At 70.2% G+C, this 25,779-nt stretch carries 23 protein-coding genes; 16 read left to right on the forward strand and 7 right to left on the reverse strand.

Features of this window, described 5'->3' with window-relative positions; translation table 11 throughout:
* The first annotated feature begins 144 nt into the window (after positions 1-144).
* From C516_RS0108085 to C516_RS0108105, 6 genes are all read left to right on the forward strand, one after another.
* Positions 145-1,896 carry a sensor domain-containing diguanylate cyclase gene (locus C516_RS0108085; RefSeq protein ID WP_018717863.1) on the forward strand — a complete coding sequence of 584 codons (1,752 nt, stop codon included), beginning with the start codon at positions 145-147 and terminating at the stop codon, positions 1,894-1,896.
* Positions 1,897-2,000: 104 nt separating this feature from the next.
* Positions 2,001-2,462: a (2Fe-2S)-binding protein gene (locus C516_RS0108090; RefSeq protein WP_018717864.1), complete on the forward strand. Its 462-nt coding sequence runs from the start codon at positions 2,001-2,003 to the stop codon at positions 2,460-2,462.
* A 2-nt stretch (positions 2,463-2,464) separates the two neighbouring features.
* On the forward strand, positions 2,465-3,406 hold the full coding sequence (locus C516_RS21385) for a molybdopterin cofactor-binding domain-containing protein (RefSeq protein WP_018717865.1): 942 nt from the start codon (positions 2,465-2,467) through the stop codon (positions 3,404-3,406).
* A gap of 61 nt (positions 3,407-3,467) precedes the next feature.
* Entirely contained in the window at positions 3,468-4,637 is a 1,170-nt protein-coding gene (locus tag C516_RS21390; RefSeq protein WP_018717866.1) for a xanthine dehydrogenase family protein molybdopterin-binding subunit, read from the forward strand.
* 69 nt (positions 4,638-4,706) lie between these two features.
* Positions 4,707-4,988, forward strand: coding sequence for an Rdx family protein (locus tag C516_RS0108100; RefSeq protein ID WP_018717867.1), 282 nt, complete (start codon positions 4,707-4,709; stop codon positions 4,986-4,988).
* A 167-nt stretch (positions 4,989-5,155) separates the two neighbouring features.
* Positions 5,156-5,497, forward strand: a complete 342-nt coding sequence (locus tag C516_RS0108105) for a hypothetical protein (protein WP_018717868.1) — start codon at positions 5,156-5,158, stop codon at positions 5,495-5,497.
* Between the two features lie 416 nt (positions 5,498-5,913).
* On the opposite strand, the gene C516_RS0108110 is transcribed toward C516_RS0108105, so the two are convergent.
* Positions 5,914-6,483, reverse strand: coding sequence for a hypothetical protein (locus C516_RS0108110; RefSeq protein WP_018717869.1), 570 nt, complete (start codon positions 6,481-6,483; stop codon positions 5,914-5,916).
* A 120-nt stretch (positions 6,484-6,603) separates the two neighbouring features.
* Here C516_RS0108110 and C516_RS0108115 point away from each other — a divergent pair, with 120 nt between their 5' ends.
* The 3 genes from C516_RS0108115 (at position 6,604) to C516_RS0108125 (ending at position 8,886) form a co-directional block, all read left to right on the forward strand.
* Positions 6,604-7,800, forward strand: a complete 1,197-nt coding sequence (locus C516_RS0108115; protein ID WP_018717870.1) for a BaiN/RdsA family NAD(P)/FAD-dependent oxidoreductase — start codon at positions 6,604-6,606, stop codon at positions 7,798-7,800.
* A gap of 125 nt (positions 7,801-7,925) precedes the next feature.
* Positions 7,926-8,393, forward strand: a complete 468-nt coding sequence (locus C516_RS0108120; protein ID WP_018717871.1) for a Dps family protein — start codon at positions 7,926-7,928, stop codon at positions 8,391-8,393.
* A 46-nt stretch (positions 8,394-8,439) separates the two neighbouring features.
* Positions 8,440-8,886: an ACT domain-containing protein gene (locus C516_RS0108125; protein ID WP_018717872.1), complete on the forward strand. Its 447-nt coding sequence runs from the start codon at positions 8,440-8,442 to the stop codon at positions 8,884-8,886.
* On the opposite strand, the gene C516_RS0108130 is transcribed toward C516_RS0108125, so the two are convergent.
* Both C516_RS0108130 and C516_RS19020 read right to left on the reverse strand, forming a co-directional pair.
* Positions 8,866-10,290: a methyl-accepting chemotaxis protein gene (locus C516_RS0108130; protein WP_018717873.1), complete on the reverse strand. Its 1,425-nt coding sequence runs from the start codon at positions 10,288-10,290 to the stop codon at positions 8,866-8,868. The two genes, C516_RS0108125 and C516_RS0108130, sit on opposite strands and share 21 nt — an antisense overlap.
* A 28-nt stretch (positions 10,291-10,318) precedes the next feature.
* Positions 10,319-12,163 (reverse strand): putative bifunctional diguanylate cyclase/phosphodiesterase, encoded by a 1,845-nt coding sequence (locus C516_RS19020; protein ID WP_018717874.1) that lies wholly within the window; start codon positions 12,161-12,163, stop codon positions 10,319-10,321.
* A gap of 281 nt (positions 12,164-12,444) precedes the next feature.
* Between C516_RS19020 and C516_RS0108140 the strand changes: the two genes are divergently transcribed.
* Positions 12,445-12,861 (forward strand): VOC family protein, encoded by a 417-nt coding sequence (locus tag C516_RS0108140; RefSeq protein WP_018717875.1) that lies wholly within the window; start codon positions 12,445-12,447, stop codon positions 12,859-12,861.
* A gap of 12 nt (positions 12,862-12,873) precedes the next feature.
* Here C516_RS0108140 and C516_RS0108145 read toward each other — a convergent pair whose 3' ends face one another.
* Both C516_RS0108145 and C516_RS0108150 read right to left on the reverse strand, forming a co-directional pair.
* Positions 12,874-14,577 (reverse strand): DEAD/DEAH box helicase, encoded by a 1,704-nt coding sequence (locus C516_RS0108145; protein WP_018717876.1) that lies wholly within the window; start codon positions 14,575-14,577, stop codon positions 12,874-12,876.
* Positions 14,578-14,771: 194 nt separating this feature from the next.
* Positions 14,772-15,503 carry a YceI family protein gene (locus C516_RS0108150; protein ID WP_018717877.1) on the reverse strand — a complete coding sequence of 244 codons (732 nt, stop codon included), beginning with the start codon at positions 15,501-15,503 and terminating at the stop codon, positions 14,772-14,774.
* 28 nt (positions 15,504-15,531) lie between these two features.
* On the opposite strand from C516_RS0108150, the gene C516_RS0108155 reads away from it, so the two are divergent.
* From C516_RS0108155 to C516_RS19025, 5 genes are all read left to right on the forward strand, one after another.
* The gene (locus tag C516_RS0108155) at positions 15,532-15,990 is read left to right on the forward strand and encodes a cupin domain-containing protein (protein WP_018717878.1); all 459 of its coding nucleotides are present in this window, start codon (positions 15,532-15,534) and stop codon (positions 15,988-15,990) included.
* 45 nt (positions 15,991-16,035) lie between these two features.
* The gene (gene trhA / locus C516_RS0108160; protein ID WP_018717879.1) at positions 16,036-16,707 is read left to right on the forward strand and encodes a PAQR family membrane homeostasis protein TrhA; all 672 of its coding nucleotides are present in this window, start codon (positions 16,036-16,038) and stop codon (positions 16,705-16,707) included.
* 160 nt (positions 16,708-16,867) lie between these two features.
* A complete protein-coding gene (gene scpC, locus C516_RS0108165) occupies positions 16,868-18,418 on the forward strand; it encodes a succinyl-CoA:acetate CoA-transferase ScpC (RefSeq protein ID WP_018717880.1) in 1,551 nt (516 codons plus the stop codon).
* Entirely contained in the window at positions 18,415-18,870 is a 456-nt protein-coding gene (locus C516_RS0108170) for a YaiI/YqxD family protein (RefSeq protein WP_018717881.1), read from the forward strand. Before scpC ends, C516_RS0108170 begins: the two co-directional genes overlap by 4 nt.
* A gap of 198 nt (positions 18,871-19,068) precedes the next feature.
* Positions 19,069-20,328 (forward strand): DEAD/DEAH box helicase, encoded by a 1,260-nt coding sequence (locus C516_RS19025; RefSeq protein ID WP_018717882.1) that lies wholly within the window; start codon positions 19,069-19,071, stop codon positions 20,326-20,328.
* A gap of 21 nt (positions 20,329-20,349) precedes the next feature.
* Here the strand turns inward: C516_RS19025 and C516_RS20465 are convergent, their stop codons facing one another.
* Positions 20,350-21,963, reverse strand: a complete 1,614-nt coding sequence (locus C516_RS20465; protein WP_018717883.1) for a putative bifunctional diguanylate cyclase/phosphodiesterase — start codon at positions 21,961-21,963, stop codon at positions 20,350-20,352.
* Positions 21,964-22,201: 238 nt separating this feature from the next.
* Between C516_RS20465 and C516_RS19035 the strand changes: the two genes are divergently transcribed.
* Positions 22,202-22,489 carry a helix-turn-helix domain-containing protein gene (locus tag C516_RS19035; RefSeq protein WP_018717884.1) on the forward strand — a complete coding sequence of 96 codons (288 nt, stop codon included), beginning with the start codon at positions 22,202-22,204 and terminating at the stop codon, positions 22,487-22,489.
* A gap of 55 nt (positions 22,490-22,544) precedes the next feature.
* On the opposite strand, the gene C516_RS20470 is transcribed toward C516_RS19035, so the two are convergent.
* Positions 22,545-25,703 (reverse strand): sensor domain-containing protein, encoded by a 3,159-nt coding sequence (locus C516_RS20470; protein WP_018717885.1) that lies wholly within the window; start codon positions 25,701-25,703, stop codon positions 22,545-22,547.
* Positions 25,704-25,779 lie beyond the last annotated feature (76 nt).

Raw genomic sequence — 25,779 nt, forward strand, 5'->3', positions numbered from 1 at the left:
ACAGTCGGCCGCCGGGGGGCGGCGACCGGTCCCGGTGTCCCCGAGGTGCCCGGCGACATCGAACGGCAACCCGGCATGGGGTAGAGTTGGAGCGGGGCATGGTCCCCGTTAACCAACGGATAAACAGCTCGTGCGAACCCACCCATGATCGCCCGTCTGTCGCCGATGGCGCTGCTCGTGCTGGCGGCGTGGATGGTTGCGCGCACCGTCGTCGCGGCGCAGACACAGGAACCGGTACGGCTGCCCGGCGGCGACGGTGGCCCGGTCGGGGAGCACGCCCGCTACCTGCGCGAGACCGGCGGGCCGCTGACACTGGCGGAGGCCGTCGGGGCCTTCCGCGGTGGCCGGTTCTCTGCCGGTGGATCGCCGGTCCTCGCCTTCGGGATCGGTGCCCGGCCGGTATGGATCCGTCTCGAGGTGGTCAACGCCGCCGCCGAGCCGCGGCCGGCGCGCCTCACCGTGGCCACGGCGTGGCTGGACGACGTCACCGTCTACATCCGTCGCAACGGCCGTACCGTGGCCGCCTACCATACCGGGGACCGGGAACCGCATGCCGCACGGCCCGTGGCGGGGCGTTACTTCGCGGTCGATCATCGCTTCGCCCCCGGCGCCGCCACAATCTATCTGCGGGTGGCGACCCCCGACCCGATGGTCGTGCCCCTTTATCTCGAGACCCCGGCGGCGGCCGCCGAACGGGACCTGGTGACCGGTTACGGCTACGGGTTCCTCTACGGCTTCCTGTTCGCCCTGGTGGCTTACAACCTGATGCTGTTCGCCGGGCTCCGGCAGGCCCGCTACGCCCTCTACGCCCTCTATCTCGGTGCCTTCCTGTTGATGAACCTCTCCTACACCGGTCACGGCTTCGCCTGGCTGTGGCCGCGGAGCACGGGCTGGGCGCAGTGGTCGAACCCGGTGCTGATGCTCGCCTACGCGACCACCGGGCTGACCTTCGCACTCAGTTTTCTCGATACCCGCGAGCATTTCCCGCGGCTGCGCCGGGCGGTGATCGGCTACATCGCCGTGGGTGCCGCGTCGATGCTCGCCGCCGTGACCGCCGGCTACCAGGCGGCGGCGCTGGTGGTGGCGTTCACCTTCATGATCGCGTTCACGGTGATCATGCTCGCCCTGGGGATCGTGTCCGTGCGCGCCGGCCTGCGTGCCGCGCGCTATTTCCTGCTCGCCGCGGTCTCGTCGATGATCGGCGCCGCGGTCACGGCGATGGCGGTATGGGGGTTCATCCCGTTCAATGCCTGGACCTACCGTGCCGTCGACATCGGCATGCTGGTCGACGCGACCCTGCTTGCCCTGGCGCTGAGCTATCGTTTCCGCGAGGGGCAGGCTCAGCGCGTCCGCGCGGAGCGGCTGGCACGCATCGACCCCCTCACCGGCGTCAACAACCGCCGGGCGTTCCACGATGTCAGCGCGCGGATCTGGAACCTGGCGGTACGCAACGCCCGGCCGGTGTCACTGGCGTTGATCGACCTCGACCATTTCAAGCAGGTCAATGACCGCTACGGACACACCGGCGGTGACGAGGCGCTGAAGGCGGTCGCCCGGGTGCTCCGTGCCAGTGTCCGGGATTACGACGTGCTCGCCCGCTGGGGCGGCGAGGAGTTCGTCCTGCTGATGCCCGAGACGGAGCTCGCCGAGGCCGTGGCGTTCGCCGAGCGCCTGTGCGCGGCGGTGGCCGCACACCGCGCTCACCATGGCGACGATATCATCGCGGTGACCGCCAGCGTCGGCGTCGCCGGCAAGGACCATCGCCATCGCACCCTCGATGACCTCCTTGCCGACGCCGATCGCAGCCTCTACGCGGCCAAGGATGGCGGGCGCGATCAGGTCCGGTTCGACGACGGCCGCGGCGTGGCCCGGGCCGGTGGCGGGCGCCGGGGGTGAGATGCGCACGGTGCTCGCGTTGAGGGCACCGTCTACTACACTGGGTCGTACGTTTTCGGACAGTTGCCACCCTTCGCGGTGGCCCGACCCGGAGAGAGAGCACTATGAGCATCACCCTCAAGGTCAACGGCAAGACCCACAGCGTGGACGTCGACGCCGACACGCCGCTGCTGTGGGTCCTGCGCGATGAGCTGCGGCTCACCGGCACCAAGTACGGCTGCGGGATCTCCCAGTGCGGCGCCTGCACCGTGCACCTCGACGGCAGCCCGACACGCTCGTGCGTGCTGCCGGTGCAGTCGGTGGGCGATCGTTCCGTCACCACCATCGAGGGGTTGGAGAGTCCGGCCGCCGCCGCGGTGCAGAAGGCGTGGGCGGAGATGGATGTCCCCCAGTGCGGCTACTGCCAGTCCGGGCAGGTGATGTCGGCGGTGGGGCTGCTCGAGCAGACGCCGCAGCCCGACGACGACGCCATCGACGGCGCCATGCGTGGCAACGTCTGCCGCTGCGCGACGTATCAGCGTATCCGTGCGGCCATCCATCGCGCGGCCGGCGAGCTGGAGGCGTGACCATGCAGCAGCCGTATTCACAGCCGTTCTCGCCGTCCCGGCGGCGCCTGCTGAAGGGGGCCGGTGCCGCCGGGGTGGGCCTCGTCATCGGTTTTCACTGGGGCCTTGGCGGTCCCCGCGCCATGGCGGCGGAGACGGAGAGCGGGGGCTGGGCCCCCAATGCCTTCGTGCGCATCGCCCCGGACGACACCGTCACGGTGATCTCGAAGCACATCGAGTTCGGGCAGGGTAGCTACACCGGCGTGGCCACCGTGCTCGCCGAGGAACTGGACGCGGACTGGTCGCGGGTGCAGGTTGCTCCGGCCCCCGCCAACGCCGAGCTCTACGGCAACGCGCTGCTCGGCGGTATGCAGGGCACCGGGGGCAGCACCGCGATGGCAAGCTCCTGGGACCAGCTGCGCCAGGCGGGGGCCACGGCACGGGCCATGCTCGTGGCCGCCGCGGCGGAGCGCTGGGGCGTGCCGGCGAGCGAGCTGAGCGTCGCCCAGGGCGTCGTCCGTCACGCCGGCAGCGGCCGCGAGGCGCGTTTCGGCGAGCTCGCGGAGGCCGCCGGGCGGCGCGAGGCGCCGAAGGAGGTTCGCCTCAAGGACCCGTCGTCCTTCCGCCTGATCGGCCACCGGGTGCCCCGGGTGGACGCCTCGGAGAAGAGCAACGGCGAGGCCCAGTTCACCCTGGATATCTACCTCCCGGACATGCTCACCGCGGTGCTGCTGCGCCCGCCGCTGTTCGGCGCGACCCTGCGCTTGCTGGACGACAGCGAGGCCCGCAAGGTGCGGGGGGTGGTCGACGTGGTGCGCACCCCCCGGGGCGTCGCGGTGCTCGCGGAGGGCTTCTGGGCCGCCAAGAAGGGCCGCGATGCCCTCAAGGCGGAGTGGGACGACAGTGCGGCCGAGAAGCGGGGTACGGAGGCCCTGTACGAGGACTTCGCCGCCCCTGGCCCGTGAGCCCGGCGCCACCGCGGAGGCCCACGGCGATGCCCAGGCCGCCATCGATGGTGGCACGCGGGTGATCGAGGCGGAGTACCGCTTCCCCTACCTCGCCCATGCGCCGATGGAACCGCTGGACGCGGTGATCCGCGCCACCGGCGATGGCTACGAGCTGTGGGCGGGCTCGCAGATCCCGACCATCGACCAGGGCGTGGTGGCGAAGACACTCGGCGTGCCCGCGGAGAAGGTGGCGGTGCACACGCAGTTCGCCGGCGGCAGCTTCGGCCGCCGCGCGACCCCCAACGGCGACGTCGCCATGGAGGTGGCGGGCATTCTCAAGGCCACCGATGGCCGGCGTCCGGTGAAGCTGGTGTGGACCCGCGAGGACGACATCCAGGGCGGGCGCTACCGGCCGCTGTTCGTCCACCGGCTGCGGGCGGCGCTGGACGACGACGGCCGGCCGGTGGCGTGGCAGCACCGCCTCGCCGGCCAGTCCATCATGAAGGAGATGGGCGGACTCCGGGACAACGGCGTCGATCCGGTCTCCGTCGAGGGGGCCGAGGACCTCCCCTATAGCTTCGAGCACTTCGCCGTCGAGGGGCACAACCCCGAGGCCGGCGTGCCGGTGCTGTGGTGGCGCTCCGTGGGCCATACCCACACCGCCTTCAGCACCGAGACCTTCATGGACGAGCTCGCCCACGCGGCGGGGGAGGACCCGGTGGCCTTCCGGCTCGCCCGGCTCGGCGATCACGATCGCCACCGCGGCGTCCTCGAGCTCGCCGCCGACCGTGCCGGCTGGGGCAAGCCCGTCCCGGAGGGCCGCGCCCGGGGCGTGGCCGTGCACAAGTCCTTCAACAGCTACGTCGCCCAGGTCGTGGAGGTCTCCAAGGGTGAGAACGGGCTGCCCCGGGTCCACCGCGTGGTCTGTGCCGTCGACTGCGGTGTCGCCATTAACCCGCACAACATCGAGGCGCAGATGCAGAGTGGCATCGGCTACGGCCTCGGTGCGGCGCTCTACGACGAGGTGGTGCTGGAGGACGGCCGGCCGAAGCAGGCCAACTTCGACACGTACCTGCCGACCCGGATGACGGACATGCCGGAGGTCGAGGTGCACATCGTCGACTCGGACGCCGCGCCCACCGGCGTGGGCGAGCCGGGGACACCGCCGGTGGCGCCGGCGGTGGCCAACGCCTGGTTCGCCCTGACCGGCGAGCGCGTGCGCCGTTTGCCGTTCCGACGTAATGGCTGAGCCCGTGTCGGCGCGGTTTTTCCGGCCTGGTGGTCTGCTATCGTGCGGCCCTCCGCCTGGAGGGCCGCCATGAATCACCACGTCCGTATCCGTTACTGCCCCCGCTGCGGCTGGCTCCTGCGGGCCGCGTGGATGGCGCAGGAGCTGCTCACCAGCCTGGGTGACGAGCTGGCGGAGGTCTCGCTGTGTCCGGCGGGGGCGGGGGTGTTCGAGATCGTCGTGGACGGCGAGTGCCTGTGGTCGCGCCGGGAGCAGGGCGGTTTCCCGGAGATCAAGGCGCTCAAGCGCCTGGTGCGCGACGCGGTGGCCCCGGATCGCGATCTGGGGCACACGGACCGCGGCGACGACTGACGTACGGCAATGCCGTTCCCCTGGCCGGGCATCCGCCCCGGCCGTCTTCGGAGGTCTCCGATCGGCAGCGGCATATCGTTTTCCCAACGGCATGGCGAGCCGGGTTTTCCCATTGCGGTATCGTTATTGCATCCCGTTCCGGGGCACCGGAATCAGGGAGTGATGGGATGATACAGCTCGACCGGGAGATGACCGACCTGGCCATGCGTCTGCGCCGGGGGCTGCGCGATCACGGTCTCTCCGTGCCGCGTCTCAGCGACGAGGACCTCGTGCCGACCCTGCTGGAGCTGGCCGCCTCCGTGGACGACCCGGGGTTGCAGGAGCTCGCTGCGGGTCTGGACGCACGCCTGCCGGCGGAGGAACCGGAGGCGGCTGACGGTGAGCACACCGTCCGGCGTTACCGGGGGGTCGCCCTGGCCGGTGAGGTGGCGGCCTCCTCCCCGGCGGCCGGGGAGGGGGAGAGCCCGGGCCGGGGGGCCATCGTCTACCGGGGGCGCCGGATCCGCTGAGGCCCCATTGCGGGGCGGATGCGTCATCGCGGTGCACTGGCGCGCGGTCAAGAGGGCCTGCGGAGACGGCGATCGTGCCTTGACAGATGGTTTGTCAAGGAGGGAATCGCAAGTTTGTACACAGGCCGCACAGCTTTCGTCCGGGGGAAGCCCGAAAACGCTGCCGCGTCAAGAAAACAACGCGAGAATATTTCAAGTAGCTGATTAAAAGCATGTTTTTTTCGTCGTTGAAAAACTGCGCAATCTAACGGGAAGCCGCTTCTGACAGGGGATTGCGATAACTCTCTACGGTTTGTTCACAGAGTTATCCACAGGTTCTGTGAAAAACTGATGACAGCGCCCACCTGCCCGAACCGGCGTCGGTGTCAAGGGCGATATGGCCGTCCCGGACGTGCGGTCCGGGACGCGGCGGGCCGTCACGGGAAGGTGTGGACGAAGAACGATTTCACCCGGTGCTGCCAGTGCACCAGCCAGTGCGGTGAGCCGGTACCGCTGCCCGCCGGCTCCACCGCCGGGTGACGGGCGACGACCGCCTCGAGTACGTCCTCCTGTCCCGGGTCCAGGTCCACGAAGAACACGTGCCGGCCGTCGGCCAGTGCCTGCTCGAACCGGCGGAAACGCTGGTTCGGGGTCTCGATACCGCGCAACCCCCCTTCCCAGGTGAAAAAGCCCAGCGTGATGATCGCCAGGAATACGAACGGCAGCCAGCCGGCGGCGGAGTGTACCCAGCCGGCGAAATGGGCGATGAGCAGCAGTATCACGGCGAGCACGGCGCCCACCGCGGCGCCGATGAGCGTGGAGTGGACCAGGTCGCGCTTCATCAGGGCCTTGACCTGGTTGAGGTGGCGGTGACTGTCCGCCGCGGCGTCGTCCGTGGTGAGGAGGTGGCACTGGGGCGTGACGATGCCTGCTGCCTCCAGGTCCTCCTCCAGTCGTTCGAGGTCATCCATGTCCGTACTGATGAAGAAGCGTCGCGTCATCTGCATGGCAACCTCCCTCCGTCGGCCGTCCCGCTGCGGGTGGGGATCGCGCCGCTCACTCACCGGAAAAGATAGTTCACGCAGCGGGGCCGGACCATGGCGGCGTTTCGCGTAGAATGCGCGCCCATGACGCAGACGGTGGACAGGGAACAGCACTGGGACGTGGTCATCATCGGCGCCGGCGCGGCCGGGCTGATGTGCGCCATCGAGGCGGGTCGGCGCGGTCGCCGCGTGCTGGTGCTCGACCACGCCAACCGGGTGGGAAAGAAGATCCTCATGTCGGGGGGCGGGCGGTGCAACTTCACGAACATGTACTCCGGCCCGGAGCACTTCCTCAGCGCCAATCCCCACTTCATGAAGTCTGCGCTCAGCCGCTTCACGCCGTGGGACTTTATCGCCCTGGTGGAGCGGCACGGGGTGGCCTACCACGAGAAGAAGCTCGGGCAGCTCTTCTGCGACCGCTCCTCCAAAGACATCGTGGCGCTCCTGCTGGAGGAGTGTGACGCGGCAGACGTGACCGTGCGCACCAAGGCACCGGTTCACGACATCCGCACCGGCGAGCCGCACGCGCTGGACACGGCGGTCGGCGCGGTGACCTGCGCATCCCTGGTGATCGCCACCGGGGGCTACTCGATCCCCAAGATGGGGGCCACCGGCTTCGGCATCGACTTTGCGCGTTCGCTAGGGATCGCCGTGCAGCCGACCCGGGCGGCGCTGGTGCCGGTGATCCTGGATGCCCGCACCCGCGAGCGCCTCGGCGATCTCGCCGGCGTGTCCCTTGATACCGAGACCGCCGCCGGCGGCGCGACCTTCCGCGAGAATATCCTGTTCACTCACCGCGGGCTGAGCGGGCCCTCCGTCCTGCAGGCGTCCTCGTACTGGCAGCCCGGCGGGCCGCTCGAGATCGACCTGTTTCCGGGGCTGGATCTCGCCGCGCATATCCGCGAGGTGCGGGCCCGGCGGCCGGGCCTGGCGCTGCGCACGCTCCTTGCCGAGCGCCTGACGCGCCGGGTGGCGCGACGCTGGTGCGAGCTGTGGTGCCCGGACCGGCCGCTGGGGGAGCTTGGCGATGCGGACGTCGATGCGGTCGTCCGGGCCTGCCAGCCCTGGACGGTCTGGCCCGAGGGCACGGAGGGCTACCGTACCGCCGAGGTGACCCTCGGCGGCGTGGATACCGCGGCGCTGTCGTCGAAGACCATGGCCTGCCGCGATCACCCGGGGGTGTATTTCATCGGTGAGGTCGTGGACGTCACCGGCCACCTCGGCGGACACAATTTCCAGTGGGCATGGGCATCCGGCCATGCGGCCGGCCAGCATGTCTGAACGTGTCCCCGCCCGGCACCGCCATGGTACGGATTTATCGTGATGATCGGTCGTTTCGATTTCTCAATGCACCCGGCCGACTCCATACTTAACATGGAATTTTTCTAACCAAGGGAGATTGAACCATGGACGTTCATATCGGTATCGACGAAGCCAAGCGCAAAGAGATCGCCGACGGCGTGTCCCGGCTGCTCGCCGACAGCTACACGCTCTACCTCAAGACCCACAACTTCCACTGGAACGTGACCGGGCCGATGTTCAACTCCCTGCACCTCATGTTCGAGGAGCAGTACACCGAGCTCGCCACGGCGGTGGATCAGGTCGCCGAGCGTATCCGTACCCTCGGGTTCCCTGCGCCGGGCTCGTACAAGCAGTTCGCCGAGCTCTCCTCGGTCGAGGAGGCGACGGACGTGCCCGAGGCCAAGGAGATGATCCGCCAGCTCGCCGAGGGCCAGGAGACCGTGGTGCGCACCGCGCGCCAGGTGGTCCCGCTGGCGGAGGAGGCGCACGACGAGCCGACCCTCGATCTGCTGACCCAGCGCATGCAGGTTCACGAGAAGAACGCGTGGATGCTGCGCAGCCTGCTGGAGTGAGCGGGATCCGTCTCCGGGGTGTGTGCCCCGGAGACCGCCTTTCCGGATGCCGGGTTCCCCGGTGGCAGGGCTGAGCGATCTCTCCGCCCTGCTGCGGGGGCTCTCACCGGCGCTTGCCCCCGGCACGTACGTGTTCGTGACCGTGGGCCCGGCGGCCTACGGTGCGTACGCCGGGCTCAATCCCCTGGCCAGCTTCCGCGAGGCCGAGGGCCTGTCGCTGGTGTGCCGCCGCGAGGCCGCGGACGGCCATGGACTCGCCTACGACGGCCTCTTCCGGCTCATCACCCTGCGCGTTCACTCCAGCCTGGGGGCGGTGGGGCTTACCGCCGCCGTGGCCCGGCGGCTGACCCGCGAGGGCATTCCCGCCAATGTCATCGCCGCTTTCCATCACGATCATATCCTGGTGCCGGCGCACCGCGGCAGCGATGCCGTCGCGGCGCTGCGTGCGCTCGCCGCGGAGAGGACGGGCCCCTCAGCCGGCGACCTCGAGTAACCGGTCGAGGCTGACATCCGCCCCCAGCACCCCGCGGATATCGCCGCGTGCGTCAACGAGGGGCACACCCACGGTGAGGCAGAACTGATTGTTCGCCGCGGAGCGGTAGATATCGGTGACGCAGGCCCGGCCGGTGCTCATCGCGCGGCGGAACCAGTCACGACCGGACCAGTCGCGGCCGGAGCCGTCGCCCTCGTAGCTGGTGGTGAACGAGGCCTGGGCGACGTTGGCGGTGACCTGATCCCCGGCGGGTGAGGTGATGTAGAACAGCTCCACCCACGGCATCTCCGAGAGGGCCTCGCGCAGGCGCCGCTCGCGTTCGTCGCGCCCGCCGCCGGCGAGCGCCGGGTCGGCGGCGAGCCCGGTCACCGCGGTGCGGGCGTGGCCGTGGGCGGCGAGCCGGAACGCGCCCAGGGAGGTGAGGACTTCATCGGAATACTCGTGGATGCGCTGGCTGGCGTGGTTTACCTTGCGCGACTGCTCGAGGATCGTCGCCGAGACGCTGGCCACCTCGTGGACCTGTTCGGCAACGCCCTGGGTGGTGGTGTTCATCTGGTGCATGGCCGTGGATATCCGCTGGCTGCGTGAATCGAGGTCCGCCATCGCCTGGCGGGCCGAGTCGAGCTCGTCCAGGGTCGTGGTGACGTCCGCCTGGGATTCGGTCAGCCCCGCCCGTACGGATTCCGCCGCGCTCCCGGTTTCCTCCATGCCGGTGGTCAGGCCCTCGATCACGCCGGAGACGCGTCCGGTGGCCTCGCCGGTCTGCTGGGCGAGCTGACGTACCTCCTCGGCGACTACCGCGAACCCCTGGCCGTACTGGCCCGCCCGGGCAGCCTCGATGGCGGCGTTGAGGGCGAGGATGTTGGTCTGTCCGGCGATCCGGCTGATCAGTCCCACCACCTCGGATACCTCCGAGGTCCGGGCCTGAAGCGCGTCGACCTGGGACTCCAGGGCCTGCAGCCGGGTGTCGAGATCGCTCATGTGCCGTGCGATCGCCTCGCCGCGCCGGTGGCTGGCGTCGACCAGGCCGGTGACCTGGCCGGCGTAGCGCGCGAGCTCCTCGGTGCTCGGGGTGATCTCCTGCTCGAGGGTGGTGGTCATCTCCTCGCTCGCCGCCGCGATGTGGTTGGCCGCGTCCGAGAGTGCCGTGCTCTGACTCTCGCCCGTCCGGGCGAGATCGGCGAGGGTCGGCGCGGTCTCCGAGAGCCTCAGCGCGCTGCCCATGGTGTCGGTGATCTGGGCGGCGGTGCGGTCCAGCAGGGTGTTCAGTGCCGCGGCGACGTCCGCCTGGCGGCCGGTCTCCGGCAGCGACAGGGAGAGGTCGAGGCCTTCCGTGGTGGCGTCCTCGATCCGGGCGGCGACGGTCTGACGCGGCTGGCTGGCGAGCGCGGTGATCCGGGGCATCGTGTTTCTCCTTTCGGGTGGGTGGGGGCTACATGGCGCCGGCGTAGCTCGGCTCGGGCACCAGTGCGTCCACAGGGACGGGGCGGGCGAGCCCGAAGCCCTGGAGCAGGTCGCAGCCGAGGCTGCGGAGGATGTCGGCGTGGGCCACGGTCTCCACGCCCTCGACCACGGTGTCCAGCCCGAGGGCCCGTGACATGGCGAGAATGCCGCGGAGGATGGCGTCGGAGTTCGGGTTATCGAAGATGTCGCCGACGAAGTCGCCGTCGATCTTGACCATGTCCACGGACAGGCGCTTGAGGTAGGTGAGCGAGGCGTAACCCGTGCCGAAATCGTCCAGTGCCAGGCGCACGTTGAGGCGGCGGCAGGCCGCGGCGGTCTCCGCGGCGGCGCTCATGTTGTCGATCAGCGAGGTCTCGGTGAGCTCCAGCACCAGGGTCTCCGGCGGCACCTCGGGGTAGAGGGCGAGGGTGCGGGCGAGGTGGTCCGAGAAGTCGCCGGCGATGAAATTCCGCGCGGAGACGTTGACGTGCAGTGTCGGGTGGGGGATGCCGCGACGGCGCCAGTCGCGGATCTGGGACAGCGCGGCGTTGAGTACCCAGCGGTCGATGTCGCGCACGAGCCGGCGGCTGCCGGCCTCCACCGCCGGCATGAAGGCTGCGGCGGGCAGCAATCCGCGGGTGGGATGCTGCCAGCGCACCAGGCACTCCGCGGCGGGCGGGACCTCCCCGGGGGCGGCGAAGATCGCCTGGTAGTGCACCCGGAGCTCGCCGTCTTCGAGGGCCCGGGCGAGGTCCTCCGCCAGCGACTCCCGCTCCCGGCTGGCCCGCTCCATGGCCGCGTCGAAACGGTGGAGTTCCGCCCCGCCGCGGGATTTGGCGCGGTACATGGCCATGTCCGCACGTCCGAGCAGGGCCTCCGGGCTCGCACCGTGCTCCGGGCACAGGGCGCTGCCCATGCTCGCGGTGCAGCGGAAGGTCCGGGGCATGGTGGCGGGCTCGGACAGCGTCCGGGCAATGCGGGCGAGCAGGGAATCCAGCGCCACGCTCCCGTGGGCGCCGTCGGCGAGGATCACGAACTCGTCGCCGCCCATGCGTGCGATGTCGTCGTTGCGCCGGCATACCGCATGCAACCGTTCCGCGGTGTGGCAGAGCACGGCGTCACCGCTGGCGTGACCGAGACGGTCGTTGACGGTCTTGAATCCGTCCATGTCGATCACGACGACGGCGAAGGGTGTGCCGTCCCGGTGGTAGCCGGCCAGGCGCTGGTTGAGCCGCTCCATCATGCCGGCCCGGTTGAGCAGCCCGGTGAGCTCGTCGGTGCGCACCATCGCCTCCAGGCGGTGCTCGAGCATCCGCCGCTGGCAGGCGACGGCGATCTGGCCGGCGACCTTCTCGGCGAGGAGGACGGCCTCCGTTTCCGGTGGCCCGTCCACCGGCCGGAACCACGACAGGGCCAGCGCCCCGATGGCGCCCTCACTGCCGATGAGGGGAATGATCAGGTTGGCGCGCAGGCCGGCGTTGACGAACGCCGCCATGGCGTGGCCGTCGTCGGCGTAGTCCGGCGTGAACAGGGTGTGGCCGGCGCGCAGGGCGCGCCCGACCAGACCCTCGTCCTGGGCGAAGCGCAGTCCGGCGAAACGGGCCAGCCGCCGCAGCGCGCCGTTGAAGAACTGGTACTCGAGGCGGTCGTCGTCCGTGCACAGGATGAGCGCGGCGCCGTCCGCCTCGACGAACCCCCGCGCCGCCTCTGCGGCGCGGGTGAAGAAACGTTCGAAGTCCGGCTCCAGGGTCAGCGCATCGGCGACCTGCAGCAGCCGTTCTGTGGCGGCGCTGCCCACGCCGGTGTGCCCCGGAGCCTGCCCCTTGGTATTCACGGTCCACCCCCTCGGAGAATCCGTCGGGGAGTGTCAAGCAAGACCCGCGCCAGTTGTTAACCCGGTCACACGATCACCGGGAAGAGGCCGGCGTAAGCGCAACCACGCGGAATGCGTGGGATTCGCGCCGCACCGTCGGGCCGTGCCCCGGTGCTTTCGCGACGCCCCGCCGTGGTGCGTGCGCGTCGTCGCTGCACCGTGCCGGCGCGGATCGGTGTCGCTATGATTGGGGGAGTAGCGCGGTGCTGCCGCACTGCATCCCCGTGAGGAGGGCATCCGCGATGGAGCCGCGTATCAGCATGATCACCCTGGGTGTGCGGGACCTGTCGGCATCCACGCGTTTCTACGGAGAAGGGCCGGGGCTGCCGCGCCGGGAGTCACCGCCGGAGGTGACCTTCTTCACCCTGGACGGGACCTGGCTCGGACTCTATGGACGTGAGGCGCTGGCCGCCGACGCCGGGGTGGATCCCGCGGGCAGCGGCTTCTCCGGGGTGACGCTGGCGCACAACGTCACCAGCCGGGCGGCGGTGGACACGATGCTCGCCCAGGCGCGCGTGGCCGGTGCCTCCTGGCTGCGGGCCGCGCGGGAGGCGGACTGGGGCGGGTACGCCGGCTATTTCGCCGACCCGGACGGCCACCTCTGGGAGGTGGCCTGCAATCCCTTCTTCTGGGTGGGGCCGCCGGCCCGGGGTGCTTGAGCCGGCGGGCGCTCAGCGGCCGCGGTGCTTCGGCTTCGCCCGGCGCCCGCCCCCCGCCGGGCCGGCCTCGAACGGGCGCAGCTCCAGGCGCCGCCCGCACACGCGGGCGGCACGCAGGCGGTTCAGCGTCTCGCCGGGGAGTTCCTGCGGCAGGTCGACGGTGGTGTAGTCGCCCTGGATATCGATCGCGCCGATGTAGCTGCTGTCCAGGCCGCCCTCGTTGGCGATGGCGCCCACCAGGTTGCCGGCGCGCACGCCGTTGCGCCGGCCGACGGCCACGCGGTAGCGCGTCATCGCCACGTCCGGGTGCTCGCGCAGCGGTTTCGCCCGTGCGTCCGGGGCGCCGCGGCGCGGGCCGCGCTCGCGCTGGGGGCCCGGTTCCGGCTCGGCGGCGACCTCGTCAAGGAGCAGCGGCGTGCCGCCCTGGGCGGCATGGGCGAGGGCGGCGGCGACCGCGGTGGGCTCGGCGCCGGTCTCTTCCACGTACTCCTCGATCAGCCGGCGGAACACGCTCAGGTCCGTGTCCGCGAGCGTCTCGGTGATCCGCTGCTTGAAGCGCTCGACGCGGCGCGTGTTCACGTCGTCGGCGCTCGGCAGGCGCATGGGCTCGATGCTCTGACGGGTGGCGCGCTCGATGGTGCGCAGCATGCGCCGTTCCCGGGGCGCGACGAACAGGATCGCCTCGCCGCTGCGCCCGGCCCGGCCCGTGCGCCCGATGCGGTGGACGTAGGACTCCGGGTCGTAGGGGATGTCGTAGTTGAGCACGTGGCTGACACGCTCGACGTCGAGTCCGCGCGCCGCCACGTCGGTGGCCACGATGATATCCACCCGGCCGTCGCGCAGGCGGGCGACGGTGCGCTCGCGCTGGGCCTGGGGGATATCGCCGTTGAGGGCCTCGCAGCTGAAGCCGCGGGCGGTGAGCTTCTCGGCGAGCTCCACCGTGGCGTTCTTGGTGCGTACGAACACCAGCATGCCGTCGATGGGCTCGGCCTCCAGCAGCCGGGTCAGGGCGTCGAGCTTGTGGATGCCGCTCACCGACCAGTAGCGCTGGCGGATGGTCTGGGCCGTGGAGGAGCGGGCCTCGATGCGGACCTCCTCCGGGTCGTTCAGGTGGTTGTGGGCCACCCGGCGGATGCTCGACGGCATGGTCGCGGAGAACAGCGCCACCTGCCGGTCCGGCGGGGTCTGGCCGAGGATCCACTCGACGTCGTCGATGAATCCCATGCGCAGCATCTCGTCCGCCTCGTCCAGGACCAGCGCGGAGAGGGTCTCCAGGGCCAGGGTGCCGCGGCGCATGTGGTCCATCACCCGTCCGGGCGTGCCCACGACCACCTGGGCGCCGCGCCGCAGCTGGCGCAGCTGGATGCCATAGTCCTGGCCGCCGTAGAGCGGCAGGACGTGGAAGTCCTCGAGGTGGCGGGCGTAGGTCTGGAATGCCTCCGCCACCTGGATGGCCAGCTCGCGGGTGGGGGCGAGCACCAGGAGCTGGGTGTCCCGGCGGCTGACATCCAGCCGGGAGAGCAGCGGCAGCGCGAACGCGGCGGTCTTGCCGGTCCCGGTCTGGGCCTGGCCGAGCAGGTCACGGCCGGCGAGCAGTGGCGGGATGCTCCGGGCCTGGATCGGGGTCGGGGCCTCGTAACCGGCCTCCTGCAGAGCGGTGAGAACGGGGGCACTCAGGCCCAGTGCCGGGAAGCCGGCGGGCGAATCGGAAGTCAACGTGGTGGAACCCTGGGTGTAGCGGGAGAGGACTGGCAGGCCAGACGAAACGTACAGTATACGTCATCCTCGTCAGCATCCGAAGCCCGGTGCGGTGCCGGCCGTCGCGTCGGTGGGCCGTTCGTCACCCGGCCACCGGGGCCACCGTGGTTTTCCGGATCAGGTCGTCGCGGCGGTGCCGGCCGCGTCGCCGCTCAGCCCTCCTTCCCTTCGCGGCGCCCGACCAGGCGGAAGGCCACGGTCACCGTGTCCTGCACCCGCAGCAGTCCGCCCATGGCGGTAATCGGCGTGATGCCGAAATCGCTCTGGCGCAGTACCAGACGACCGGTGGCCGTGAGGCCCTCCGTCCCGGCCTGCACCTCCACCGGCACGGTCAACCGGCGCGTCCTGCCGTGCAGGGTCACGGTCGTCCGGACCACCAGCCAGGGCAGGGCGCCACGGATGTCGTCGGCGTGCACGGCGATCTGCGGGAAACGCCCGGCATCCAGCACCTGCGGGCCGAGCATGTTGGCGCGGGTGCCGGTGCGGGCTTCGTCGTTCAGCGGGTGGGCGAACGCCCCGCCCGCTGCCGAGCGTGCCGCGGGCGGGTCCGCGACCATCCCCCGGGCAGGCACGGCGAGGTCGAGCCGGGCCTCGTCCAGACCCTTGTCCGGCAGGAATACCAGCCCGCGGAAATCCCGGGCTTCGATGATGTGGTTGTGTCCTTTTTCCGCGAGCGGACCGCCCCGATAGACGATGATCTGCAGCGAGGAAGCGGCGGGATCCAGCCGGTAAACCGTGCCGTCGGCGGCCAGGGCACGATAGGCGTCGGCGGGGAAGGCCGCAGATGCGGTGGGCCCCGGCCGCGCGGGGGTGCCGGCACAGCCGGCGGTCAACGCCGCGGCGAGCAGCGTTGCAACGAGAGGTCTGAAACGCGGATCATACATGTCGCACCCACCAGCCGGGAGGATCCCGATGTACCTTTCTGCCGAGGATATAGCAGCACTGGAAGGCGTGGAGAAGACCCACTTCCTCAATCCGCAGGCCGTGCGGGTGAATCGCTCGCTCGGTGACGCGGTGGGACTGCGTAATCTCGGTGTGCACCGGATCGCCGTCGAACCCGGCCATTTCTCCACCGAGTACCACTGCCATCACTACGAGGAGGAGTGCATCTACGTGCTCGCCGGATGCGGACGGGCGACGATCGGCGAGACGGAGCAGCCCGTCGGACCGGGCGATTTCATCGGTTGCCCGGCCAACGGCGTCGCCCACGACCTCTACAATGACGGTACGGAGCCACTGGTCTGCCTGGTGGTGGGCCAGCGCCTCGCCCAGGACGTAACCGACTACCCCCGCCGGGACAAGCGGCTGTACCGCAACAGCGGCGAGTGGAACGTGGTGCGGCATCAGGATATCGAATCCTTCCGGCGATGACGGTATCGCCGGAATCGGGCGGGGCAGGGCAACGGAGGTCGAGGAATGCCGCTTTCCAGCCGTAGGTACACGCTGGCGGAACAGATCGCCGACCGTATCATCCACGTCGTCGGGCTCGTCGTCGCGGTGCTGGGCGTGGGTGTGCTCGTGTGGCTCGCCGCCGGCCGGCGCGATGCCGTGATGCTGGGCGGGGTGATGCTCTACGGGGTGGGCCTGATCACCATGCTGGTGGCCTCGGCGCTGGCGAACTACGACCGCCATGACGACCCGAAACGGGTTGCCCGGCGGGAGCGTTTCGATCACGCCGCGATCTTCCTGATGATCGCCGGCACGTATACCCCCTTCACCCTGAGTGTGCTCGCCGGTGCCTGGGGCTGGGGGCTGCTGGCCTTCGTCTGGACCGTCGCGCTGTCCGGAGCCGGGCTCAAGCTCGCCGGCAGGCTGGGCTACGCCGCCTCCATCGCGCTGTACCTGCTGCTCGGCTGGAGCATCCTCCCGGCGCTTCAGCCGCTGGTTGCCGGGCTGGCGTTCCCGCCGCTGGTGCTTCTGGCCGTCGGCGGCGCCGTCTACACCGCCGGGGTGCTGGTGTTCGTGTTCTCCCGGCTGCCCTACCACACGGTCATCTGGCACTCCATGGTGCTCGTGGCCGCCGGCTGTCATTACGCCGCCGTGCTCACCGGGGTCGTGCTCTCCGCCCGGCCCGCCCCCGGCCTCTGAGCCGGCGTGTCCCGCCGTCCCGGCCCCGGCGCGGCCGGGCACTGGCGGTGGCGGTGGGTAGCGATGCTATGATTTGCCGTCTAACGGTTTCGTGCCGCGTTCCCCCGCCGGCGGACGCGAGTGCGTCCCCTTTCCCCGTATCCTGCAATCGAGGTGTTACATGGACGAACGCATCCGGCATCCCGGCCTGCGCCAGCTCCTGATGTCCGCCGAGGAGGCGGCCGCCCTGATCCAGCCGCACATGACCGTGGCGATGAGCGGTTTCACCGGTGCCGGCTATCCCAAGGCCGTCCCCCAGGCCCTGACCGAGCGCATGAATGCCGCCGCGGATGCGGGCGAGGGGTTTCAGCTGCGCGTGCTCACCGGTGCCTCCACCGCGCCCGAACTCGACGGTGCGCTGGCACGGGCCCGGGGCATGGAGCTGCGCCTGCCGTACCAGTCGGATCCGACCGTGCGCGAGCGTGTGAACGCCGGCGAGCTCGAGTACATCGACATGCATCTCAGCCACGTGGCGCAGCACGCGTGGTTCGGCTATTTCGGCGAGATCGACGTGGCGGTGATCGAGGTCGTCGGCATCCGCGAGGACGGGGCGCTGATCCCGTCGTCTTCCGTCGGCAACAACAAGACCTGGCTGGAGCAGGCGGACCGGGTGATCCTGGAGGTCAACCGATGGCAGCCCGCGGCCCTGGAGGGGATGCACGACGTCTATTACGGCACCGCGCTGCCGCCGCACCGCAAGCCCATCCCGCTGGAGCATCCGGACGAGCGCATCGGCGAACCCTACCTCCACTGCCCGCCGGAGAAGGTGATCGCGGTGGTGGAGACCGACGCGCCGGACCGCAACTCGCCGTTCAGCCCGCCGGACGGGGTCTCGCGTCAGATCGCCGCGCACCTGCTCGACTTCTTCGACCACGAGATCCGCCACGGCCGGCTTACCGAGCGGCTGCTGCCGCTGCAGTCCGGCGTGGGCAACATCGCCAATGCCGTGCTCGCGGGGCTCGCCGAGGGCGGTTACCGCGGGCTCACCGCCTACACCGAGGTGATCCAGGACGGTATGCTCGATCTGCTGCGCACCGGCGTGCTGGACATGGCATCGGCGACCTCCTTCTCGCTGAGCACTGACGGGCTGGCGACCTTCGAGGAGGATATCGAGCAGCTGCGCGAGCGCATCGTGCTGCGTCCGCAGGAGATATCCAACCACCCGGAGCTGATCCGCCGGCTCGGCTGCATTGCCATGAACGGCATGATCGAGGCGGATATCTACGGCAACGTGAATTCCACCCACATCGCCGGCAGCCGCGTGATGAACGGCATCGGCGGCAGCGGGGACTTCGCGCGCAACGGCTACCTCTCGGTGTTCATGTCGCCGAGCATGGCCAAGCGTGGCGGGATCTCCGCGATCGTGCCGATGGCGAGCCACGTGGACCACACGGAGCACGACGTCATGATCCTGATCACCGAGCAGGGGCTCGCCGATCTGCGCGGGCTCTCGCCCAAGCAGCGCGCGCGCACCATCATCGCCAACTGTGCCCACCCCGACTACCGGTCGCTGCTGGAGGACTACTTCGAGCGGGCCTGCCGGGAGAGCTACGGGCGCCATACCCCGCACCTGCTCGACGAGGCCCTGGCCTGGCACCAGCGCTTCGTCGATACCGGAACCATGCAGCCGGAGGCCGGCGCGGCGCGCAGCGCCGGATCGGCACGGGCATGAGGATCTGGGTGGACGCGGACGCCTGTCCCGTCCCGATCAAGGAGATCCTCTTCCGCGCCGCGGAACGTACCTGCGTGAACGTCACCCTGGTCGCGAACCAGCCGGTCCACGTGCCGCGCTCGCGCTACGTCGACCGGGTGCAGGTGTCGGCCGGCTTCGACGTTGCCGACAGCGAGATCGTCCGCCGGGTGTCGGCGGGCGATCTCGTGATCACCTCGGACATCCCCCTCGCCGCCGAGGTGCTGGAGCGCGACGCCCGCGTGCTCACCCCCCGGGGCGAGCGCTACACCGAGGGCACCATACGGGCGCGGCTGACCATGCGCGACTTCATGGAGACCCTGCGTGCGAGCGGCGTGCAGACCGGTGGCCCGCCGGCGCTCAGCCAGGCGGACCGGCGCGCCTTCGCCGGTGAGCTCGACCGTCTGCTCAACGAACGTCTCCGCGGCGGCTGACCCCGGTGCCGGCACGCCCGTGTGTCACCGCCGGCGGGACGTGATATAGTCGCCACCGCTGGTACCCTCCGGTCGGTATCACCGTTTTCGCGGTTTTCCCTCAGGGCCTGCCCCGAATTCCCGATCTTCCAAGCCTGGACCGGACCCCGCACGCGGCCCCTGGCCGCCGGGTAGGCATCCCAGGAGTATTCCCAGAACATGTCATTCGATGATCTCGGCCTCTCGGCCGCGCTGCTTCGTGCCGTGCGTGAGCAGGGCTACGACACCCCCACGCCCGTGCAGGCGCAGGCCGTACCGGCCATTCTCGGCGGCGGCGACGTCATGGCCGCCGCCCAGACGGGCACCGGCAAGACCGCCGGTTTCACCCTGCCGCTGCTCGAGCGGCTCATGCGCACGCGCACCGAGGGCCGCCGCCGCGCCGTGCGCGCGCTCATCGTCACGCCCACCCGGGAGCTGGCCGCCCAGGTCGAGAAGAGCGTGACTACCTATGGCCACCACCTGCCGCTGACCTCCGCGGTCATCTTCGGCGGCGTGGGCATGAATCCGCAGATCCAGGCGCTGCGCCGGGGCGTGGACATCCTGGTGGCGACGCCGGGCCGGCTGCTCGACCACCTGGGACAGGGCAACGTGGACCTCTCCCGGGTTGAGACGCTGGTCCTGGACGAGGCCGACCGCATGCTCGACATGGGCTTCATCCACGATATCCGCCGGGTTATCCGCGCCCTGCCCACGGAGCGCCAGACGCTGCTGTTCTCCGCCACCTTCTCCGAGGAGATCGGCCGGCTCGCCCAGGGCATGCTGCGCTCGCCGACCCGTATCGATGTGGCGCCGCGCAACACCGCCGCGGAGACGGTCAGCCAGACCGTCCACCCGGTGAGCCGCGGGGAGAAACGCTCGCTGCTGAGCCACCTGGTCCGCGACGGCGACTGGCGCCAGGTGCTGGTCTTCACCCGTACCAAGCACGGTGCCGACCGGCTTGCCAAGCAGCTCGACCGCGAGGGCCTCACCGCCGCGGCGATCCATGGCAACAAGAGCCAGGGGGCGCGGACCCGGGCGCTGGACGGATTCAAGCAGGGCCGGGTGCGCCTGCTGGTGGCCACGGACATCGCCGCCCGCGGCCTGGACATCGACCAGCTTCCCCACGTGGTGAACTTCGATCTCCCCAACGTCCCGGAGGACTACGTTCACCGCATCGGCCGTACCGGCCGGGCGGGCAACGGCGGCGAGGCGGTCTCGCTGGTCTGTGTCGACGAGCTCAAGCTGCTCAAGGGGATCGAGCGGCTGCTAGGCACGGATATCCACCGGCACACGGTGTCCGGCTTCGAGCCGGATCCCTCGGAGAAGCCGGAGCCCCTGTTCAAGAAGCCCTCGGGCGGTCGCCGGCGTTCCGGCGGTGGCGGGCGGCGGCGCAGCGACGCCTCGCCGCGGGGCGGCCGGGCCGCACGCAACGCCCGCTGATACGGCGGCTGCGGGGCCGCGTTATGCCGCCCCGCTCCCGGCAGGGGGCGACCAGGCCGGCGCTGCCAGCAGCCGGCGGGCGTCCGCCGGGGCCGCCGGCCGGGCGATGTGAAACCCCTGGGCGGCGTCGCAGCCGAGCGCCTGCAGGCTCTGCAGCGTCGCCGCGTCCTCCACCCCCTCGCCGATCACGCGCTGGCCCAGGTCGTGGGCCATCTGAATCACCCGGTGCACGAGCGCGCGATCGCGGGGGCGTTCCGGCAGGGCATGGATGAAGGAGCGGTCCAGCTTGACCGCGGTTACCGGCAGGTCGCGGATGTAGGTCAGTGACGCGTAGCCGGTACCGAAGTCGTCCACGGAGATGCCCACGCCCCGGCGACGCAGCCGCTCCAGCTGGCCCAGCCGAGGGGCGCCTACGTTCAGCAGGGCGGTCTCGGTGATTTCCAGCTCCAGGAGTGCCGCGTCGATGCCGTGCTCGTCGAGCGTGCGGTCGACGAAGTCCAGCAGCGTGTCGCTGTGCAGGTTACGGGCGGCGACGTTGACGGCCACCGGCACCCACAGACCCGCGTGGCGCCAGGCGAGAATCTGTTCAATCGCTGTTTGCACGCTCCAGCGCGCGAACGGATCCACCAGCCGGGTCTGTTCCAGCAGCGGGATGAACGCCCCCGGGCTGAGCGGGCCGTACTCCGGGTGATGCCAGCGGGCCAGCGCCTCCGCACCCAGCAGCCGGCCGGTGGCGAGATCCAGCTTGGGCTGGTAGACGAGATGGAACTGGCCCTCCGCCAGGGCCCGGTCCACCTCGCCGAGCAGCTTGAGCCCACGACGGTGGTCGCTTTCCCGGCGCCCGTCGTAGACGGCCGTGTCGCGGCCGGCGCCAGCGGCGCGGGTGGTGGCCACGTCGGCCCGCGCGATCATCTCCTCCGGGTCGTCGTCGGGCGACTCCGAGCAGGCCAGGCCGGTCGCTATGTCCAGGAACAGCGGGACGCCGCTGACGTCCACCGGGTGGCTGGCGATCCCGTCGATCACCGGCAGGAGGCGTTCGGCATCGTCCTGGCCGCGGGGATGAATCAGCGCAAGTCGGTCCGGCGCGCTGCGGGCGACGAAGGTCTCGTCGCCGAGGCGGTCGCGCAGCAGGCCGGCGAAGCGCTGGACGAGCTGACGGACGTGTCCCTGGCCGAAGGTCTCCACGAGCTTCTCGTGGTTGAGGATGCGGATGCTGAGCACCGTGTAGGTACCGGGCCCGGCGGGGAGGCCGAGCATGTTCGTTCCCCGCAGATAGGCGCGTGCGGCGCTGATATTGGGGAGCTCGGTTGCCGCATCGGTGAAACGCAGCCGCGTCAGCTCCTGCGTCTGCCGGCCCATGATCCGGAATGCCATCCCGGTGACCGCGCCGACCGTGACGTAGCCGGTCCCTGCGCTGCCCCACGAGAGTGCCGCTGCCGCGGTCACGGCCTCGGCGAGCGCCGCGCTGAGGGCCGGGCCCGCGAGCAGCGCGCACACGACGCCGGCGGCGATGCCGCCTGCCGGGCCGTAAATGCTGGCGGCCACGATCACGGGGACATAGAGGAAGTGACTGGCGGTAGCCGCCGCCCCGTCTGCCGAATAGAGCAGTGCGGCACCCAGGATGAGCAGTGTCATCAGGACCGCCGCCGGTGCGGGCGAGTGCCGTGTCGGCCATCGGTGCGGGCGGGATGCCGGTATCACGGGCGGTACCCCGCCGGTGGCATGATCGTCGGCGCCATTTGTCGTGATCCGGTTCTGCGAATGTCGCGTGAATGATGTTGCATTCTTTTGAATGACGTTCGATGAAGGGTCGTCACTGTCCGCGTGATTGTGATGTCCTTCGTCATTTCCCGCAATCAATAGGACAGGGACGATGGGACGTGGGGCTTACGGCAAGGCCGTTCGGCGCGTGAGGCAGTTCCGGGGCGTTGCCCAGGACAGCATGGCCCCGGCGATCTCGCGTTCTTACATCAGCGAGCTCGAGCGGGGGCGCAAGCAGCCTACGGTGGTCAAGGTGGAGGATCTGTGCCGCGTGTTACACACGCCGCCGCTGACCGCTTACATACTGGCGTTCGCGGATAGCCCCGCGGATGTCGACCGGGTGGTGGACGATGCCGCTGCGCTCGCGAAGCAGATCCTCAATACGGATTCGGGGTACTGATCAGGCCGGTCACCGGTTCCCGGAGGGCGTTGATGACCCGCCGGTCGTCACAGGGTCAAAGGGTGCCGTGGCGCTCCGCCAGACACTCCTCCATCGCCTCGGCGGGCTGGGGCCGGCCGTAGAGGAACCCCTGGGCCGTGCGAACGCCGTGGGCCAGGAGCCATTCGGCCTGTGCACCGGTCTCCACGCCCTCCGGCAGGGCATCCATCTCCATGGCCTGTGCCACCGCGAGGATCGCCTTGACGATGGAGCGGTCGTGTTCGTCGTCGGGCAGTCCCCGGATGAAGGCCTTGTCGATCTTGAGGGTGCGGGCCCGGACGCGCTTGAGATAGGCGAGCGAGCTGTAACCGGTGCCGAAGTCGTCGATGGCGAGCTGGATGCCCATGTCGACGAGCCTGTCGATGTTGGCCATCGTCGTCCCGACATCCGCCAGGAAGCTCTGTTCCGTGATCTCGAGCTCCAGGTTCTCCGGGGCGAGCCCGCCCTGCTCGAGTGCCGCGGCGACACGGTCGGGCCAGTCCCGGGCCTGGAGCTGTGCGGCGGCTACATTGACGCCGATCCGTCGTACCGCCAGGCCGCGGCGGTGCCATTCGGCACACTGCCGGATCGCCTGGTGGAGCACCCACTCCCCCAGGGGCACCACCAGTCCGGTCTCCTCCGCGATGGGGATGAACTCCCCCGGTGACACCAGTCCCCATTCCGGGTGCTGCCAGCGCACCAGCGCCTCCACGCCGACGATCTCGGCACTGTTGAGCTCGACCTGGGGCTGATACCACAGCCGCAGCTCCCCGGCGTCGATGGCGACCTTGAGCGCCTCTTCCAGGCGTACCCGGTGCTGGACCTGCTCGTGCATGTCCGCCTGGAAGTACTCGATGCACCCGCGTCCCGCCTGCTGCGCCCGGTGCAGGGCGGTGGCGGCGCGGGTGAGCAGCTCGTCGGTGGTGCCGCCGTCCGCGGGGGCCATCGCGACGCCCATGCTGGCCGCCAGGCGCAGCGTCTGGCCGGATACGGTGATCGGTTCGGCCAGGGCGTCGATCAGCCGCTGGAGGAGGCGGTCGGCCTCGCGGCGCCTGCCCTGGCTCTCCAGCAGTATCCAGAACTCGTCGCCGCCGGGCCGCGAGAGGGTATCGTCGGCATGGAGGTGGGCGCCCAGCCGTTCCGCGGCCTGCCGCAGCACGGTGTCGCCGGCCTCCGGCCCCAGGCTGTCGTTGATCGCACCGAATCCCTCCAGATCCAGCAGCACGACCGCGAGCGCGCGGTTCCGATGGCCGGAGGTGGCCAGTGCGTGCTCCAGGCGTTCGCGAAAGAACGCGCGGTTCGGCAGGCCGGTGAGGTGGTCGTGATAGGTGCGGTAGGTCAGCTCTTCCTGCGCCTGGTGGGCCTCGGTGATGTCGGCGAACACGGCGACATAGTTCTGCAGGGTGTCGTCATCGCCGCGCACTTCGGTGATCGTGAGCCATTCCGGATAGGTCTCGCCATTGCGGCGGCGGTTCCAGATCTGCCCCTGCCAGACGCCACGGTCGCCCAGATCGCGCCACATGCTGCGATAGAACCGGGTGCTCTGAACGCCGGAGTGGAGCAGGGCGGGGGTCTTGCCGAGGGCCTCGGATTCCGGGTAGCCGGTGATCCGGGTGAAGGCGTGGTTCACCGCGACGATGCGCTGCTGCGGGTCGGTGACCAGGATGCCCTCGGCGCTGTGCTCGAACACCGTGGCGGCGAGGCGCAGCTCGGAGAGCTGGCGTTCGTGCTCGGCGCGGATGCGCAACGCCTCCACGCCGAAGGCGATGTCATCGGCGAGTTCGCGGAGCAGGTCCGCCTCCGCGTCCCCGAATGCATGGGCGACGTCCGAGTACACGCTGAGCACGCCCCGGGGACGCCCGTCGAGGATGATCGGGACGGTAACGAGGGCGTGCAGGCCATGGGCGGTCGCGGCCTCGCGCCAGGGCCGGAAGCCCGGGTCGCTGTCGACCTCGTCGACGCGCTGGATCGCTCCGGTGCGCACGGCGGTACCGGCCGGCCCCCGGCCGAGGGGATCGTCCTCCGCCCAGCTCACGCGGATGGCGTGGAGGTAGTCCACGCTCACGCCGGAGGCGGCGACCGCACGTATGTTGCGGCTGTCGTCGTCCTCGCTCCAGCCGACCCAGGCCAGCGGGTAGCCACCGGTGGCGTCGGTCAGCGCCCTGCACACGCCGCTCAGCAGGCTGTCCACGTCCTCCGCGTGGATCAGTGCGATGTTCGCCCGGCTCAGTGAACGCAACGCGCGGTTCGTGCGCCGCAGCTCCGTCTCGCTGCGCTCGCGTTCGGTGAGGTCCCGGATCACGGAGATCATGAAGGTCTCGCCGCCGTAGGTGAGCATGCTGATGCCCACCTCCACCGGCCGGGTCGGGCCGTCGCGGGTGAGGGTGCGCGTCTCGAGCCGCATCGTTCCCTGTGCCCGGACCTCTTCCCAGTGGGCGGGCCAGTTGTCGTCGTCGAACTCGGTCGACAGGTCGGGGACGCGCAGGCTCAGCAGTTCCGGGCGCGTATAGCCGAGCATGGCGCAGGCGGCCTGATTGGCGTCGATGATCCGGGCGTCAGGGGCGACGCGGAGTACGGCGTCGAAGCTGTGTTCCAGGGCGTAGCGGGTCAGCTCAAGCTCGCGCTCACGGCTGCGCAGCTCGGTGAGATCGGTGACGAAGGCGTAGGAGCCGGTCAGGTGTCCGTGCTCGTCGTAGAGACTGGTGGCGTGGAACAGTGCCGGTACCCGCTCGCCGTCGCGGGAGAGCAGCGTGATCTCGTAGCGGCGCGGTGCGGGGTCCTGGTGACGGAGGCCGGGGAGGCCGTCGTGTCCGACCTGATACTGGAAGTCGGCGCGGCTGGCGGGGTCGGCGAACTCGAAGGGCGGGCGCCCCCGGATCGTCTCCGGGGCGTAGCCCAGCCGTTCGGCCAGGGTGACGTTGACCTCGACGGTGCGGCCGTTGGGGTCGACCATCCAGAAGCCTTCCCGGGCCCGGTCGATGATGCCGTGCCAGAAGACGTCTACCTGTCGTGCGCGGTGGTGCTCCGCCAGTGCCAGGCCGGCGATGACCGTCGCGCTAAGCGCTACGAACGCCAGGCCCTTGTATGTCTGCCACTCCGACAGGGTGGCCTCGCCGGGGGCCATGAACGCCAGCAGCCGGTCCGATACCAGTATCCACACCAGTCCGAAGACGAGATAGCCGCCGGCGACCACCATGGCGGAGTGCCATGGGAACCGTTTGTTTCGTGTTGTGTGCACCGCAGCGCCTTTACGCATCGACACGCCGTTGTCG

The sequence above is a fragment of the Arhodomonas aquaeolei DSM 8974 genome (assembly GCF_000374645.1).
GTDB lineage: Bacteria > Pseudomonadota > Gammaproteobacteria > Nitrococcales > Nitrococcaceae > Arhodomonas > Arhodomonas aquaeolei.